The 15,040-nt window shown below is 28.8% G+C and carries 23 protein-coding genes; all 23 read right to left on the bottom strand.

The annotated features are described in order from the left end of the window. Positions 1–98: 98 nt before the first annotated feature. The 23 genes from BSD9I1_RS08675 to BSD9I1_RS08565 all read right to left on the bottom strand — a co-directional run bounded on the left by BSD9I1_RS08675 (position 99) and on the right by BSD9I1_RS08565 (position 15,021). Positions 99–986, bottom strand: a complete 888-nt coding sequence (locus tag BSD9I1_RS08675; protein WP_186430014.1) for a polyprenyl synthetase family protein — start codon at positions 984–986, stop codon at positions 99–101. Beyond that, positions 955–1,170: an exodeoxyribonuclease VII small subunit gene (locus BSD9I1_RS08670; protein WP_186430013.1), complete on the bottom strand. Its 216-nt coding sequence runs from the start codon at positions 1,168–1,170 to the stop codon at positions 955–957. Before BSD9I1_RS08670 ends, BSD9I1_RS08675 begins: the two co-directional genes overlap by 32 nt. An 11-nt stretch (positions 1,171–1,181) precedes the next feature. Beyond that, complete coding sequence (gene xseA, locus BSD9I1_RS08665; RefSeq protein ID WP_186430012.1) at positions 1,182–2,378, bottom strand: exodeoxyribonuclease VII large subunit; 1,197 nt, start codon at positions 2,376–2,378, stop codon at positions 1,182–1,184. After that, on the bottom strand, positions 2,378–3,214 hold the full coding sequence (locus BSD9I1_RS08660) for a tetrahydrofolate dehydrogenase/cyclohydrolase catalytic domain-containing protein (protein ID WP_186430011.1): 837 nt from the start codon (positions 3,212–3,214) through the stop codon (positions 2,378–2,380). Before BSD9I1_RS08660 ends, xseA begins: the two co-directional genes overlap by 1 nt. Further along, positions 3,215–3,691, bottom strand: a complete 477-nt coding sequence (nusB, locus tag BSD9I1_RS08655) for a transcription antitermination factor NusB (RefSeq protein WP_186430010.1) — start codon at positions 3,689–3,691, stop codon at positions 3,215–3,217. It lies immediately after the preceding gene. 134 nt (positions 3,692–3,825) lie between these two features. Continuing rightward, positions 3,826–4,221, bottom strand: a complete 396-nt coding sequence (locus BSD9I1_RS08650) for an Asp23/Gls24 family envelope stress response protein (RefSeq protein WP_035306995.1) — start codon at positions 4,219–4,221, stop codon at positions 3,826–3,828. A gap of 94 nt (positions 4,222–4,315) precedes the next feature. Beyond that, positions 4,316–4,825 carry a SpoIIIAH-like family protein gene (locus tag BSD9I1_RS08645; protein ID WP_035306996.1) on the bottom strand — a complete coding sequence of 170 codons (510 nt, stop codon included), beginning with the start codon at positions 4,823–4,825 and terminating at the stop codon, positions 4,316–4,318. Positions 4,826–4,884: 59 nt separating this feature from the next. Next, positions 4,885–5,499: a stage III sporulation protein AG gene (gene spoIIIAG, locus BSD9I1_RS08640; RefSeq protein WP_035306998.1), complete on the bottom strand. Its 615-nt coding sequence runs from the start codon at positions 5,497–5,499 to the stop codon at positions 4,885–4,887. Between the two features lie 14 nt (positions 5,500–5,513). Then, positions 5,514–6,092, bottom strand: coding sequence for a stage III sporulation protein AF (gene spoIIIAF, locus BSD9I1_RS08635; protein WP_186430009.1), 579 nt, complete (start codon positions 6,090–6,092; stop codon positions 5,514–5,516). A gap of 6 nt (positions 6,093–6,098) precedes the next feature. Then, on the bottom strand, positions 6,099–7,253 hold the full coding sequence (gene spoIIIAE, locus BSD9I1_RS08630) for a stage III sporulation protein AE (RefSeq protein WP_186430008.1): 1,155 nt from the start codon (positions 7,251–7,253) through the stop codon (positions 6,099–6,101). A gap of 10 nt (positions 7,254–7,263) precedes the next feature. After that, a complete protein-coding gene (gene spoIIIAD, locus BSD9I1_RS08625) occupies positions 7,264–7,650 on the bottom strand; it encodes a stage III sporulation protein AD (RefSeq protein WP_035307005.1) in 387 nt (128 codons plus the stop codon). Positions 7,651–7,659: 9 nt separating this feature from the next. Then, positions 7,660–7,857, bottom strand: coding sequence for a stage III sporulation protein AC (spoIIIAC, locus tag BSD9I1_RS08620; protein ID WP_035307006.1), 198 nt, complete (start codon positions 7,855–7,857; stop codon positions 7,660–7,662). A gap of 15 nt (positions 7,858–7,872) precedes the next feature. Beyond that, positions 7,873–8,391, bottom strand: a complete 519-nt coding sequence (gene spoIIIAB, locus BSD9I1_RS08615; RefSeq protein WP_035307009.1) for a stage III sporulation protein SpoIIIAB — start codon at positions 8,389–8,391, stop codon at positions 7,873–7,875. Then, the gene (gene spoIIIAA, locus BSD9I1_RS08610) at positions 8,388–9,308 is read right to left on the bottom strand and encodes a stage III sporulation protein AA (RefSeq protein ID WP_186430752.1); all 921 of its coding nucleotides are present in this window, start codon (positions 9,306–9,308) and stop codon (positions 8,388–8,390) included. Before spoIIIAA ends, spoIIIAB begins: the two co-directional genes overlap by 4 nt. A 175-nt stretch (positions 9,309–9,483) precedes the next feature. Continuing rightward, the gene (locus BSD9I1_RS08605) at positions 9,484–9,900 is read right to left on the bottom strand and encodes a CD1247 N-terminal domain-containing protein (RefSeq protein ID WP_186430007.1); all 417 of its coding nucleotides are present in this window, start codon (positions 9,898–9,900) and stop codon (positions 9,484–9,486) included. 67 nt (positions 9,901–9,967) lie between these two features. Continuing rightward, the gene (efp, locus tag BSD9I1_RS08600; RefSeq protein ID WP_035310990.1) at positions 9,968–10,525 is read right to left on the bottom strand and encodes an elongation factor P; all 558 of its coding nucleotides are present in this window, start codon (positions 10,523–10,525) and stop codon (positions 9,968–9,970) included. Between the two features lie 70 nt (positions 10,526–10,595). Next, positions 10,596–11,663 (bottom strand): Xaa-Pro peptidase family protein, encoded by a 1,068-nt coding sequence (locus BSD9I1_RS08595; RefSeq protein ID WP_186430006.1) that lies wholly within the window; start codon positions 11,661–11,663, stop codon positions 10,596–10,598. 327 nt (positions 11,664–11,990) lie between these two features. Next, entirely contained in the window at positions 11,991–12,413 is a 423-nt protein-coding gene (locus BSD9I1_RS08590) for a hypothetical protein (protein ID WP_186430005.1), read from the bottom strand. Continuing rightward, complete coding sequence (locus BSD9I1_RS08585) at positions 12,403–12,861, bottom strand: hypothetical protein (protein WP_186430004.1); 459 nt, start codon at positions 12,859–12,861, stop codon at positions 12,403–12,405. The genes BSD9I1_RS08590 and BSD9I1_RS08585 overlap by 11 nt, the downstream gene beginning before the upstream one ends. After that, a complete protein-coding gene (locus tag BSD9I1_RS08580; protein WP_186430003.1) occupies positions 12,858–13,595 on the bottom strand; it encodes a hypothetical protein in 738 nt (245 codons plus the stop codon). The genes BSD9I1_RS08585 and BSD9I1_RS08580 overlap by 4 nt, the downstream gene beginning before the upstream one ends. Before the next feature lie 136 nt (positions 13,596–13,731). Further along, positions 13,732–14,190: a prepilin-type N-terminal cleavage/methylation domain-containing protein gene (locus BSD9I1_RS08575; protein ID WP_186430002.1), complete on the bottom strand. Its 459-nt coding sequence runs from the start codon at positions 14,188–14,190 to the stop codon at positions 13,732–13,734. Then, positions 14,157–14,600, bottom strand: coding sequence for a prepilin-type N-terminal cleavage/methylation domain-containing protein (locus tag BSD9I1_RS08570; RefSeq protein ID WP_186430001.1), 444 nt, complete (start codon positions 14,598–14,600; stop codon positions 14,157–14,159). The genes BSD9I1_RS08575 and BSD9I1_RS08570 overlap by 34 nt, the downstream gene beginning before the upstream one ends. Continuing rightward, positions 14,584–15,021, bottom strand: coding sequence for a type II secretion system protein (locus BSD9I1_RS08565; protein WP_242966473.1), 438 nt, complete (start codon positions 15,019–15,021; stop codon positions 14,584–14,586). The genes BSD9I1_RS08570 and BSD9I1_RS08565 overlap by 17 nt, the downstream gene beginning before the upstream one ends. Positions 15,022–15,040 lie beyond the last annotated feature (19 nt).

Raw genomic sequence — 15,040 nt, 5'->3', positions numbered from 1 at the left:
TTACACTATTATATAGTTTAGATATATATTAAAAACATTATAAATATCTATGTTAATGCTAACCTATTTTATACCTAATATGTTAAAAAGTCAACTTTTTAATATTCCCGTTTTAGGAGAATTAATGTAAGTTTTTCAAGGCTTTCTGTATTTTTATCTATTTTATTTAAAAGCTCTAAGCACTCTTCTGTTAATTTCAAACACATCTGTTTAGATTCTTCTAATCCATATAGTTTTACAAAAGTACTTTTATTACTTTCTATATCTTTTTTTGCTGTTTTGCCTATCTTCGTTGAATCACCTATTATATCTAATATATCATCCTTTATTTGAAACGCCAATCCTAGTTTCTCTCCAAACTCGTTTAATATATTGTATTCTTTCTCTGTACTTTTGCCTAATATTGCTCCAGCAAGTATAGAAACTTTTATAAGTGCACCAGTTTTTTTGCTATGAATGTAATGCAGCTTGTCTTTAGGTATATCTTCATTTTCACTTAATATGTCTACAGTTTGACCGCCTATCATTCCCTCTACCCCTGAAGCTTCTCCAATGAGTAGTGCTGCCTTTGCCCATTTCCTATCTTCTTTTAATGAAAGTTTGAGAAGTATATTTAAAGCTTCATTTAATAGTCCATCTCCTGCAAGCACAGCTAACCCTTCTCCAAAGACTTTGTGATTTGTTGGTTTTCCTCGTCTTAAATCATCATTATCCATACATGGCAAGTCATCATGTATAAGTGAATATGTATGAATCATCTCTAAAGCTCCGCATAAAGGAAGTATCTCTTCATAATTATCTTCAAACATATCATATGTTAGTATAGTTAAAATAGGCCTTATTCTCTTTCCTCCAATATTTAAACTATAACTCATTGCTTCATATATTTTTTTATTATAGGAATCTTTATTTTTGAAATAATCTTTGAGCCAAGATTCTACTTCTTCTTTCCCCTTATTGATATTCAAAGTTTTCTTCTCCCTCATTCATAAGTATTTTAATTTTATTTTCTGAATCATTTAAAATCTTATAAAGCTTATTACAAATTTTAATACCTTCTTCATACTTTTTCATCGAGTCCTCTAAAGATATTTCGCCACTATCCATGTTACTTAATATTTCTTCTAATTTAGCCATTAATCCTTCATAGCTTTCAGTTTTTCTCCCCATAAACTCCCTCCTTAAGCTTTTTCTATCTTGAACTGCCCTTTTCCATCCTTTAATATTATATTCACTTCTTGGAGTGATTGTAACTTGTTTAAAGATGATGCTATACTTCCATCCATTGATTCGATAACAGCAAATCCTTTACTTAATATATTCAATGGATTATGAGCTGAAAGAAGTGCACTAGATTTAGATAGCTTTTGTTTTTTTAAATCTAAATTAGTTTTAATATTATAGTTTAATGCTTCTTTGATCTTATCTAATTTATGATATTCATTTACTATTATTCTTTCAGGACTGTTCATTTCTAGATTCCTTTTTAAATTTTCTATATTATTATATCTATCTTTTAAAAGCTGCATCATACGATAATTTAAGGTACTTTTATAATTTGCTACAGAATTTAATATTTCTTCTTTATTAAATACTGCAATTTCTGCAGCAGCAGAAGGTGTAGGAGCTCTTCTATCGCTGACAAAATCAGCAATAGTATAATCCACTTCATGACCTATTCCTGTAATAATAGGTATTTTAGAATTATATATAGCTCTTGCTAAATTTTCATCATTAAATGCCCAAAGTTCTTCAATAGATCCTCCACCTCTTGCAATAATTATTGTATCTAAATCACCCATTTTATTAAAGGTATTAATTCCTCTTATTACATCCTCACTAGCACCTAGCCCCTGTACTAGTGAAGGATATATAATTATTTGACAGTTATTATTTCTTCTCTTAGATACGTTTATTATATCTCGTATAGCCGCTCCTGTAGGAGATGTAATAACTCCTATTTTTTCCGCAAACTTTGGTATAGGCTTTTTATGTTCAACATTAAATAATCCTTCTAACTCTAGCTTTTTCTTCAACTTTTCAAAGGCTATATATAATTCACCTAATCCTTCAGGTTCAATACTATTACAATAAAGCTGATAAGACCCATCCTTTTCATATACTGAAATTCTTCCTTTAGCTATAACCTTAATTCCATTACCAGGAACAAACTTTAATGTTCTAGTGCTTCCCTTAAACATAACACAATTAATCTTACTGTATTCATCTTTTAATGAAAAATACATATGACCTGATGAATGAAGTTTGAAATTAGAAATCTCGCCACTTATAGCTGCATTATTTAATATAAAATCATTATCTACTACTTTTTTTATGTAATTATTTATATCTGAAACTGTTAAAGTTTTTAGATACATTATTTTAATACCTCACATGTATTCTTAATCAGCATTATAGGAGTCATAGATCCAACCCCTCCAGGCACTGGAGTTAAAAATCCTGCCTTATGTATTACATTTTCATAATCTACATCTCCAGTCATTTTACCATTAACCACTGAAAAACCTACATCTATAATAACTGAACCTTCCTTTATAAAGTCTTCTGTAACAAACTTTGGAATACCAACCGCTGCAACCACTATATCAGCTTCTCTACATATCTTTCTTATATCTTGAGTTTTAGAATGACATATAGTAACTGTAGCATCTTCATTAACTAAAAGTTGCGCAACAGGTTTACCTACAATAGTACTTCTTCCTAGAACTACTGCATTTTTACCTGAAATATTTATTCCAGTACTTTTTATAAGTTCCAATATTCCTTGAGCAGTACAAGGAATAAAACATTTTTCTCCCTTATAAAATCTTCCTGCATTTATATCTGTAAGTCCATCTACATCCTTTAAATGACTTATAGAATTTATTATTTTTTCTTCATCCAAGTTCTCTGGAAGTGGCAGTTGAAGTATAATCCCATGTATACTATCTTCCTCATTTAATTCTTTAATCTTTCTCATTACTGCCTCTTCTGTTGAGTCCTTATCCATTATAAAGCTTTTAAAGATTACTCCAAGTTCTTCACATACCCTGCTTTGATTCTTCAAGTAAAATAGGGAACCTTTATCTTCTCCTACTAATACGCTTGCAATGCAAGGTGCATTTAATCCATTTCTTATCCTTTCTTTAATAAGGTTTAAAAGCTCTTCTTTAAAACTTAATGCAACCTTTTTGCCATCTATAGGTACTCCCATTTAAGATAACTCTCCTTTAACTTCTTTTGCTATATTATCAAGTACGGCATTTATATAATTTTTAGATTTATCATCACAATACTTTTTAGTAAGTTCTATAGCTTCATTTATTGAAACTCTTTCTGGAATATCCTCCTCAAAAAGTATTTCATATGTACACAATCTAAGTATTGCAAGTTCCACCTTGGAAATTCTATTTATTTTCCATCCCTTTAAATATTTTTTTATTTTCTCATCTAACATATCTTCGTTTTCTTGTATGTTTTTCATCATATTTATAACATAGCCCATATCTACCTGATCTAAACTTGTATCTTCTGGGTCTTCTTCAATCTTCATTCCCATAAGTTCCATTGTGCTATCTTCTCTTTCATTTGATTCCCTCAAGTCATCTAATATGGTTTTATAATCTTCACCCTTTATCATTGATTCAAATAACAGCTTCATAGTTACTTCTCTACTTTTTTTTCTGTTCATATTGTACCTCCTAAAATACTTATATAAATATATTTAATAATAATTATTAAACAAAAGCCATGTATTATACATTATTTTATTATACTAAATTATATTTTACATGAAAACACCCTCTGTTTAACAGAGGGTGAAATTTATTCTTCTATTTCTTCAACATTTCCTTCATCCATCTTAGGAATAATAACATTTTGAACGTGGATGTTTACAGCATCAACATTAAGACCTGTCATAGCTTCTACTGTTCTCTTAACATTTTCTTGAACCTTTAATGCTACATCTGGGATTCTAATGCCGTATTCTACCACTACATGTAAATCTATAGTTGAGCTATCTTCACCTACAGTAACTTTTACTCCCTTTGAAAGATTCTTCTTGCCTGTAAGTATTTGAGTTATACCTCCAACCACGGAAGCACTCATACCAACTATACCTTCAATTTCTGTAGTAGCAAGACCTGCTATAACTCCTACTACTTCATCGGATATTTTAACTATGCCCATATCTATTTCTCTGCTCATGCTTTCTTCCATATTATTACACCTCCTGGTTACTTATCTTTTACACTTTGGCAAAAGTTTAATCTTTAGTACATTATATCAAATACATCCTATTATATCAAATTAATTATTCTCTTACAGAAACCTCTACGTTTTTAATTTTAGCTTCATTTACTACTATAGTTTGGATTTCTCTTAACTGTTTATCAGTAAGCTTTTCACTAGGATTGCCTTTTACTATAACTGTAGCCTTATCTCCATTTAAAAGACATACTGAATTTTCATAACCCTTAGCTTCAAGATTTAATTCTATCTTAGTTTCATAATTATAGGACATTGCTAAAGCAGCGTATTGCTCAGCTGTACTATCTTTTTGCTTTTGAGATATGTTCTTATCCTCCATTATACCCTTTAAGTTCTGCAAAGTTTGTGTAACTTTATTGTCACGTGCCATTTTAGCTTCTACAAAGTAACTGGAAGTATTTTTAGCATTTTTGTCATTACTCTTTAGTGAAATTGCACTTTTTTCTCCTCCAGATTGGGTATAAAGTGGATTATTAAGTTTTGTTGCTAAAACTCCCATACATACTATTAGAGCAAGTAAAGTTACAATGATAATGCCTTGTTTTTTATTCATACAAAATTCCCCCCATTTATCTTTTTACAAAATTATATGATTTAAAATTAACATATATGCTATTTTTTCATTGGATAAACATTAACTTTATTGTCAGGTATATCAAATAAATTAGTTACAGCTTTTCTTATTCTATATTCAGTAACTTTATTTTCAGCACCTTCTGCTACTACAAGAACTCCAGTTATCTTAGGTTTATTTGTCTTTATAATAAGCGGCTTTGTTTGATCTCCATCATTTGTTATGACAACAGTATTTCCATTATTTTTTTGTGTAGTCTTTCTAGTACCCCCTTCATTATCAACTTCTTCTGTTAGATTTGTTGAATCATTAACATTAAATGCTGGCACTTGTTCCTCGCCACTTTCAAAATAAATCATAACCTCTACACGTCCAACCCCATCAGTTTGCTGAAGAATATTTTTTAAATCAAATTTTAAATCTTCCTCCTCCTCACTATTTTTGTTATTTTGTATATTTTCCTCCTTGTTTTCAGGATTACTGCTCACAGATAGTGCTTTCCCATTATTTCCTGTTGTTTTGAAAAAACTCGATGCTACCAAAATTAAAACTCCCACCAAGAATATTATTATAAAGTTTGCAATTATCTTATTGCCAAATATTTTTTCCTTTGTTTCACTTTTGATTTTTTCAAAGATTTCTTTGAAATTCATGGTATACCTCCTTTTTATAATTGGTAAATTTTAATTAACTTTTCTTGTATATTAAGTTCTTTGCTTAAAAATTGTTTAACTTCATTAAATCTTTCATTTTCATTTTCATTTGTATTCTCTTTTTCAGATTTAAAACTTTCTATCGCTACCTTTTTTATTTTTTGTATTCCTCTTTCCTTAACACCAGCCTCTATGCTCGTTATTTTTACTTGATTATGTTCAATATCTGATTTTACCTTTACTTCAAAGTCCATATCTTTGAATTTTTCTTTTAGCTTTTCCTCTGACAATTTTTTTAAATTAGAATTAAATGTTTCTAAAGTTGCATTTAAATTATTCTTTTTATATTCTTCCATATTGCTCTTAGATTCTTTTATTTCTATAGCCTTTTCTACATTGCTACTCATGACATTTATATCAAAGTTTTTATCATATACTTTCATTATAGGATTTATAATAACTGTCATAAGTATGAGCCCCAATACAAACTTAGCATACTTTTTCAAACTATTATCTGGAAGTATTATTTCCACTGCAGTTATAAAAAGCACCACTGTACATATATTTGATATCCAAGATTTAATTATCTCCAAAGTTAATCAACCTCCTACTGCAACCTTACCTGCTGATGCTAATATAGCTATCATTATAAAAAACATAACAGATACACATATTAAGCATGCAGATATAAGTATAAGTGAGTCTCCAGCCGAGCTTATACAGCTTACTAGTCTCTTATCTCCTATAGGCTCTATAAGAGCAGCTGTAAGCTTATATACTAAGGCAGTTATTATAATTTTCAATATTGGCAGCAGCACCATACCAATAAGTATTATAAGTCCCACACTACTTATAGAATTTTTTAATAATATTGAATAACCTGCCACAGTAGATATAGCATCAGATAAGCACTTTCCAACTATAGGAATAAAGTTGTCTACTGCATACTTTGCCGTTTTTGCTACTACCTGATCTATAGTCTTGGAGGATATTCCCCTTATTGTTATTATTCCGATAAATATTGTCATAAGTATTCCCTGCATCCATAAAGCACATTGATTTAGTAACTTAGTAAGCTTATCCACTTTAAATTCATCAGAGATATTATTAACAAATTGAAGCACAAAAGTTATTGTGATTAATGGGATAATTATATTAGCAAATAATTCAGCGCTTATATTTATAGCTCCGATTATTATAGGATCCATAAGCGTTGCTTCTGTTATACCTCCAACTCCTGTAAGAAGCATAATTAATATCGGTATCAGGGCAAGCATAAAGTCTGACATCCTTTGTATTGTTTCTCTAGCTAGTTCCACGCCTACATAAAAACTCTTTGCCATAATTATTATTATTAACGAATAACAAGCAAAATAGGCTATATGCGACAGCGTTTCATTACTAAATGCTCTTTCTAAATTAGTTATGAGAGCACATATTATAGAAATTATAACCAAAACAGACATAAGTTTTATTGCAGCTGAAGTTTCTCTTACAGCATAAGATGCAATTCCTTTAAATACCTTGCTCACTGAAAACGTTCCTTCTCCACTTTTCATATAGGTGTGTATATATTCCTTTATATCCATATCCTTTAATATTTCTTCTTCACTCTTTATATTTGTCATGTAATCATAAAGCTGTTGGACTTCCATATTATTATCTATATCAGTTCCACTTGAAGAAGCTTGTACATTAAAAGGAATAATCCCAATGCATAGTAGCGTTATCAATAGAATAATTAGTTTTTTCATATTTTATCCCCTACATTATTTTTAGAATTGATTGCAAAACTGCCATAAGTATCGGTATGGCTAATACTAATATAAGTATCTTACCTGCAAACTCAACTTTTGATGCTATACTATTTTGTCCAGCATCCTTACATATTTCGCTGCAAAAGGAAGCTAAATAAGCAATTGCAAGTATTTTAAATACTGTTCTTAAATATATAAAATCAATATTAGCTTTAAGGGCTAACGTTTGAAGCAAATTCATTACTGATGTTATTTTTCCAACCATATATAAAAATATAAGTATGCCAACGCACATGCTTATTTGTACAGCCCAATCTTCCTTCTTAGCCTCCTTTACTACTAAAACAATAAAAAGAGAACAAAAGGCAAATCCAACTATTTTTATAATCTCCATGTTATCCTCCTAAAGTTGAAACATAGTCCTTACTGCATTAAAGAGCTTACTTATAAGATTTATTACCATCATAAGTATTATTACTATTCCAGCTAGATTGGTGAGTACAGCATAATCATCATAACCACTGCTTTTTAGTATCTTGTCTAATATGATTATCAATATACTTACCGCCCCTATTTTAAATATTAAGCTTATATCTAACATTTCAACCTACCCCCTTTAAATAAACATAATTACTATAATCGCCCCTATAGAAAATCCTAAATACCTATACATTTTTAGATTTTTTCTTGTAAGAGTTTCACTTTCTTCAATTTGTTTTCTAAACTCTTCTTCAGTAACACGAAAAATATTTTTTTGACTTTCTACATCCCATTCTCCCAATGATTTACTTAGATTTAGTAAAATGTGAATATCTTCCTTGTTTAAGTTCAAATTTTTCTTATATAAATTTGTATTACTATAAAATGCTTCATATACTCCTTCTGATACATTTTCTTCAAGATCCCTTGATATACTTAAGAACAAACTTTTTATCGGTTCTATAAGTCTTAATCCAATTTTCTCTAATGCATACGGAAGTGGAGTATATGCATATACTATTTCATTTTTTAAAATACCTATAGCTCTTTCTAACTCCTTTAATTCCCTGGTTCTTTTTTTAAACAATTCTCCAGAAGAATACCCTAAGACACTTGCAGAAACTATCACTAAAATACTTCCAATTATTTTAATCATAGTACCTCCTTAAAAATTTTCTTTTGCTCTAAAAAATCATATATATATTCTATAGTTCCTGGTCCCTTTTTATGACTCATCACTATAGCTCTCTTAAAAACCTTATTATCTATAATCTCTTTAAATACAGGTCTATTATATAAATCTGAAATATCATACCCATGTATACTTGTTATAACCTTTACCCCTGAATTCATAGCAGCTACTATACTTTCTGTGTCTCTTACTGTTCCTATTTCATCACATATTATGACCTCTGGGGCCATGCTTCTTATCGCTGTTATTATCCCCTCACTTTTAGGGCAACTATCTAACACATCAGTTCTTATCCCTAAATTCAGCTGTGGTGCACCATTATAGCAAGCTGAAAGTTCACTTCTTTCATCTATGACTGTAATCTTTTTGCCTAGTAATGAAAGCTTAACAATACCATCAGATATATTTCTTGCTATATCTCTTAACAATGTAGTTTTTCCACATTTAGGTGGTGAAATTATTATTGTATTTACTATCTCACCCTTGTCCACTAAATATTTAACTATATTATCAGAACATCCTAGAATTTCTTTGCTTATTCTAATATTAAGAGAAGATATATCTTTTATAGTTTTTATTTTTTCCTTTTCAACTATGCATTTACCACATATTCCTATTCTATGGCCACCCTTAACAGTTATATACCCCCTTTTTATTTCTTCATCATAAGCATAAATGGAGTAATTACTCATTCTTTTTAAAACTATATCTATTTCCTCAGATGAAACGATATAATTAAAGACTTTTTCCTTTTGCTCCATTTCTAACATTAGAGGTTTATTTACCCTTAGTCTAATTTCTTGAACTTTATTAAAGTTTTCTTCCCCTATTAGAGATTTTATGCTATCTGGAAGTATTCGAAAAATTTCTTTAGTGTTTATCATCTTTTTATCCTCCTCCCCTTATTAAAAAGTATTTATATTTATCTAAAAATATTCCTATGTTAATGATTTTTTATAAAGTTTATTTTGTCAAAAAATAACAAAGCTTGAGTTTATACAAACTCAAGCTTTGTTATAATTAATTAAATATTTTGTATATTTAAAATAAAAATTTTTAGTCCTCTGTGCATCCTCCACAGTGACCATCACATTCAAATTGAAGCGGAATATCTTTGTGGCAATTAGGACAGATTATACTTTCTTTTTCATCTAGTATTCCTGAATCTATATATACTGTTTCACCACAATCTGGGCAAGCAACCTCTACGAACCCATCTATATCATCTTCATCATAGTCATCATCTTCGTCATCAAATAATTCATCTTCTATGTATGCTAAATTTTCATCCAAATTGTCTACATACTCTTCCATATCTTTTTGAGAATCCTTTAATTCATCTAGCTCATCTGCTATTTCTTCCAATACATCTACTATTTCCCTTATGACTTTACCTTCGTTATCATTTGCATCAATTTTTAGACCATCCATTAAACCTTTTAAATAGGAAACCCTTGACTTAATAGAATCCATTAACATTCACATCCTTTTTTTATTTATTTAATAGCGACATACATAATGTATGTCGCTTAAATAATAATTATACTCTTTCCATGTATTCTCCAGTTCTAGTATCTATTCTGATTACATCTCCTTCATTTACAAATAAAGGCACTGGAATTATCGCTCCTGTTTCTACAGTAGCTGGTTTTAATACGTTTGTAGCTGTATTTCCTTTTGCACCTGGATCAGTTTGAGTTATTTGTAACTCAACAAAGTTAGGAGGTTCTACAGAAAACGCTTCTCCCTTATAGAACTTTATAACTGCAAACATGTTTTCTTTTAAATATTTTATAGCTTCTTCAACTTGACTGTGATTTAATGGAATTTGTTCAAATGTTTCTTGATCCATGAAATAATATAATACTTCATCTGTATATAAATACTGCATTTCTTTTCTTTCAATAACAGCTTCTTGAAGTTTTGCAGTTGGGTTAAATGTTGTTTCAGTAACTCCCCCATTTATAACATTTCTCAATTTTGTTCTTACAAAAGCTGCACCTTTACCAGGTTTTACATGTAAGAATTCTGTTACAGTGTAAACTTGTCCATCTAATTCAAAAGTTGTTCCTTTTCTTATATCTCCTGCTGATATCATTGTAAGTATCCCTCCAAAACTATTAATTCATTTATATTATAACCTTTTAAGGTAAGTTAATACTATAATTTTAAATTGTAATTAAACTTTTAGGTGATTTAGAAAGTATTTCACATCCATTTTCAGTTATAAGAACTAAATCTTCAATTCTCACACCACCAAAATCTGGAATATATATTCCTGGTTCATCTGTAACAACCATACCTGGCTCTAAAACAGTGTTTCCCATTGGACTTACTCTAGGTTCTTCATGTATCTGTCTTCCCACTCCATGCCCTAATCCATGTCCAAAATACTCTCCATATCCTCTTTGTTTTATTATATCTCTTGCTACCTTATCTACATCCGCACCAGTAACACCTGGCTTAAATGCCTTAAGAGCTGCTTCTTGTGCTTCTAGGACTATATTATATATTTCTAACATTTTATCAGTAGCATTTCCCATAACTATTGTTCTGGTCATATCAGAGCAATAATCATTGTAAATACATCCAAAATCTAATGTAAGGAAATCTCCCATCTTTATAACCTTTTCTGTAGGCTGCCCATGAGGAAGAGATGATCTTCCACCCGATGCAACTATAGATGGAAAAGAAAGTCCACTTCCACCAAATCTTTTTAGCCAATATTCAAGTTCTACTCCAACTTCCCTTTCGGTCATACCTGGTTTTACAAATTGAAGTATCTTTGCAAAAGCATTATCTGCAATAGCAGCTGCTCTTTTTATAGCTGATATTTCATCACTATCTTTTATTAGTCTTAATTTTTCTACCATACCTTCCATAGGTATAAGTTCACATTTAAACTTTGCTTTATATGTACTATACTCTTTAAATGTAAGTATGTCTTCTTCAAATCCTAAAGTTCTTATATTTAGTTCATCTATAACTTCATTTAGATAATCTGCTATAGCTCCTTTATATTGCCTTACTTCATAATATTCTACTTGTGACTGAGCTTGCTCCGTATACCTTGAATCCGTAATAAATATCCCTTTATCTAATGTAAGTATTGCAAAACTTTCATCACCAGTAAAACCAGTCATGTAATTTCTATTTGGATTACTTATAAGTAAAACTGCATCTATTCCCTTTTTCTTAATAATTTCTCTTAACTTTTCTATCCTTTGTTGTAACATTACCTATGCACCTCCATAAGTCCTTTTCGCGCAACAATGATATTTTATCAAAAGTTGTGATTATTTGCAAATAATAATGATAAATATTTCATGTTTCAATACTTACTTATGTAAATTAGTATCTTCTATGTTCTTAATTACATACTCTGCTATAGCTTGTTTCTCAAGCGTTTTTGTATTAATTATTATATCTGCATTCTTGTAAATATTTATTCTTCTATGAATATAATTTTTTAGGTAATACACCAGCTATGGTAGTTTTTCCACTTGCCGGCATACCTGTTAATATTATGTTCATGTATTGCGGCCTTTATTCATCTTATAAATTTATATTTTAAATGTAATACGTAACTCTGACTGAACTTTGGATATATTATTATAAATATGAATATAGTTTATATCCTGAAAACTTTTTTCCTTAGAAGTTTTTCCAATAAATTTTCTGAGTTCCCCAAGTGTTCCTATATAAGACAGACTAACTTCTAATACATTTCTACTGTCATCTTTTATTACCTTTGATAATATGCAGTTTTTCTCTTTACTGATTTTCTCTAGAATTTCACTACAGTTTTCTTGTTTATGTTTGGCATTACTCATCAATGTCAAATATAAAGAGTTATTTTTACTAATTACATTTTTATAGTATATTATATAACTTATATTTATACATACATTATAACTCATATATATTATAATGCACAAAGGTAAAGCGAATTTTATTACAATATACCTGTAATTGCTATTTTTCATCTTTTTTCATCCCTACCCTATAATATGTTCCTTTTTCATTTTGTGTTGGTACTCCTATAAAATTTATTTTAAATCCTTTTATCTTTTCAAGTAATTTCAAATTATCTGTGTAACTTTTTTTATCCACATATTTAAAATCAATGAATATACTATCATTTTCCAATGTTATTTCCGAATAATTAATACTTTTAGGTAATTTTGTGTCGAGTGTTTGTATAATTTCAAAATTATATTTATCATATTCAGATGTAACTAAACTCCCTATTTTATCAGCTATTTCTTTATTTTTACTACTTAAAGAGTTCCTATTAATAAGTGTAACTATGAAGATTAAAGAACTTAATATTAAAATTATTTCTAGAATAATCATTATAGTTTTATATAATTTAATCAGTCTATTTCTTCTTATCTTTATATACCATGAAGGTGTAAAATTTAATTCAGTCACACTTTTAACCTTCTTTCCATATATGCATTAAATTCTTGTTTATTAATAGTTCCTAAGTCAATACAGATATGTTTTTTATCTAGCGGCTTTAAGTATTCTTTTTCAATATTTACCACATATATATTTGTATTATTCATAGATATATCTTTTTCACAACATTCCTTCAAAAAATCTTCTAAAATGCAGCTTAGATTTATTTTATCTGATAATAGCTTTAAAGTTTTAGTAGCGACAATACATTTTTCCTTACATGCAACCAAATATAAGTTGTCCTCATAATTACACATAAAAACAAATTGTCTCTGAAGGATGTGTTTATTAAAATATTCCAAAAATATATTTTGTATAATCCATACTGCCTTTAAATTGTTTTTCAAAGCAATATCTTTTATCTTGCTTATTCCATTACAATTCAAACAAAAGATCATTATCTCTAGAGTATTTTTACTTTCTCCATATATATAGTAGGAATAACACATATTAGTAATATCTTTAAAATAGTAAATAATTTCCCTTTCTATCATTTGCTCTAATATATATTTATCTTTTACATTTGGAAGGGTAAATCTTTTTATAAAAACTTCTTCTCCCTTTACCAAAACATAAATATTTCTTCTTTTGATATTTACATATTTTATTTGTTCTAATGGTATAACCTCTTCCCCTTCTCCTTTATCCTTTTTACAATAAAAACATTTACTATCTAACTCCACAAGTTTATTCTTCTTTAACAACTATATTTCACCTACCTTTATTAATACACTTCTATATACTTTATATAATGATTAATATTTACAGCTCTCATGCACTGAAGCTTAAACATATAAAATCCTATCAAAATACAAACTGTACATATTAACATTGTATAAATTAAGATAAAACCTCTGCTCCTCTTTTGCCAAAACACCTTTCATATTCATCTCCGTATTTATCTATTATTTTTATATAAATCACATTACCTTTTTCATCAACGTCAAATCCTTTTATACTATACATAATATTATTATAATTTGTAGGATACTCAGTATCATAAGCTATGATAAGGGTACTTCCATAAAGTTCAATAAAACTTTGTCTATTAGAGATAAGCTTTATCATACTTCTTCCATACTTACTTGTCTTCTCTACACTTGTACTTTTACTAATTTTATATTCTATAAATATAAAAGCTTCGTTTATATAAAACTCTTCTAAATCTTTATTTACCTCCAAGTAATAAAGCTTATTGTTTAACACCAAACTTTTTATTCCTATTAAACTTATAGTTCCTATTAAAGCCAATGATATTATTAGCTCTATAAGGGTAAAGCCTCTTTTTCTCCTCGCCATACTGTCCTTATATTTATCTTTTCTTGTGGATAATATAGTTTAATAGAAATTATATAGTTTTCTTCTTCTTCATTTAGCATTAATTCTATATAAGCCTTGGTGTTCGGAGGTGAAGATTTTATTATTTCTTTTAGCCTATTTTCTTTTAGAATATCTACCTTGAAATCACTTTCACCAATATATAGTTTCTTATTTTTCAAAGACGTGAGATTTTTAAATTCTAAATTGTATACTAAATTATTTTTTAATGCTTCTGTAAAATAAGAATACCTTTGTAAGTTATCATTGTAGTTTTTTATTCTTAAACTATTTACTATCATTGATGTATTCACTGTTATCGTTATAGATAATATAGATATACTGCACAATACTTCTATGATTGAAAAACCTTTTTTATTTAATTTGAACATGGGCTGTCCCCACACATAATGAAAGTACATGCTCTTCCTCCATCCTATCTAAATATTTAATTGTACAAGCACTTGTGGTAAATCCTAAGTTATCTATCAAAATAATACTGTCATACGTATTTATATACGTAAATCTAAAATTACTAGGGATACTATACCTATATATCGGTATACCACTACAGCTTAGAACTATAGTACCACTACCCTTATTAAATTTTAATGAACCAGTTATATTGTTTTCTCTGCAATACTGTTTTGAATTATTTATTATATTTACTATAGAGTTATTACAAAACTTATAATCCACCCCATTTTGTAATTTAACAAAGTAATTATGTTTAAATATTCCATAGGATATTAAAATTCCTATTATGCTCATAACCATTAATGTTTCTATTAAAGTAAAACCTTTCTTAATCATTCTCAATACTTAGTTCGCC

This window comes from Clostridium sp. BSD9I1 (assembly GCF_900185645.1).
In the GTDB taxonomy this organism is placed as follows: domain Bacteria; phylum Bacillota; class Clostridia; order Clostridiales; family Clostridiaceae; genus Clostridium_AK.
The sequence above is the reverse complement of the archived record's forward strand: the minus strand, read 5'-3'. Positions and strand labels throughout refer to the sequence as shown.

Excerpts from the sequence above, each read along its gene's own strand:
- BSD9I1_RS08595 (WP_186430006.1), bottom strand. The coding sequence starts at position 11,663 with ATGTTACAACAAAGGATAGAAAAGTTAAGAGAAATTATTAAGAAAAAG.
- BSD9I1_RS08675 (WP_186430014.1), bottom strand. The coding sequence starts at position 986 with ATGAGGGAGAAGAAAACTTTGAATATCAATAAGGGGAAAGAAGAAGTA.
- BSD9I1_RS08645 (WP_035306996.1), bottom strand. The coding sequence starts at position 4,825 with ATGAATAAAAAACAAGGCATTATCATTGTAACTTTACTTGCTCTAATA.
- BSD9I1_RS08660 (WP_186430011.1), bottom strand. The coding sequence starts at position 3,214 with ATGGGAGTACCTATAGATGGCAAAAAGGTTGCATTAAGTTTTAAAGAA.
- xseA (WP_186430012.1), bottom strand. The coding sequence starts at position 2,378 with ATGTATCTAAAAACTTTAACAGTTTCAGATATAAATAATTACATAAAA.
- BSD9I1_RS08590 (WP_186430005.1), bottom strand. The coding sequence starts at position 12,413 with ATGAAAAATAGCAATTACAGGTATATTGTAATAAAATTCGCTTTACCT.
- BSD9I1_RS08575 (WP_186430002.1), bottom strand. The coding sequence starts at position 14,190 with ATGGCGAGGAGAAAAAGAGGCTTTACCCTTATAGAGCTAATAATATCA.
- spoIIIAB (WP_035307009.1), bottom strand. The coding sequence starts at position 8,391 with ATGATTAAAATAATTGGAAGTATTTTAGTGATAGTTTCTGCAAGTGTC.
- BSD9I1_RS08565 (WP_242966473.1), bottom strand. The coding sequence starts at position 15,021 with ATGATTAAGAAAGGTTTTACTTTAATAGAAACATTAATGGTTATGAGC.
- nusB (WP_186430010.1), bottom strand. The coding sequence starts at position 3,691 with ATGAACAGAAAAAAAAGTAGAGAAGTAACTATGAAGCTGTTATTTGAA.
- efp (WP_035310990.1), bottom strand. The coding sequence starts at position 10,525 with ATGATATCAGCAGGAGATATAAGAAAAGGAACAACTTTTGAATTAGAT.
- spoIIIAC (WP_035307006.1), bottom strand. The coding sequence starts at position 7,857 with ATGTTAGATATAAGCTTAATATTTAAAATAGGGGCGGTAAGTATATTG.
- BSD9I1_RS08570 (WP_186430001.1), bottom strand. The coding sequence starts at position 14,600 with ATGTTCAAATTAAATAAAAAAGGTTTTTCAATCATAGAAGTATTGTGC.
- BSD9I1_RS08605 (WP_186430007.1), bottom strand. The coding sequence starts at position 9,900 with ATGGATTCTATTAAGTCAAGGGTTTCCTATTTAAAAGGTTTAATGGAT.
- spoIIIAE (WP_186430008.1), bottom strand. The coding sequence starts at position 7,253 with ATGAAAAAACTAATTATTCTATTGATAACGCTACTATGCATTGGGATT.
- BSD9I1_RS08650 (WP_035306995.1), bottom strand. The coding sequence starts at position 4,221 with ATGGAAGAAAGCATGAGCAGAGAAATAGATATGGGCATAGTTAAAATA.
- BSD9I1_RS08670 (WP_186430013.1), bottom strand. The coding sequence starts at position 1,170 with ATGGGGAGAAAAACTGAAAGCTATGAAGGATTAATGGCTAAATTAGAA.
- spoIIIAG (WP_035306998.1), bottom strand. The coding sequence starts at position 5,499 with ATGAATTTCAAAGAAATCTTTGAAAAAATCAAAAGTGAAACAAAGGAA.
- spoIIIAD (WP_035307005.1), bottom strand. The coding sequence starts at position 7,650 with ATGGAGATTATAAAAATAGTTGGATTTGCCTTTTGTTCTCTTTTTATT.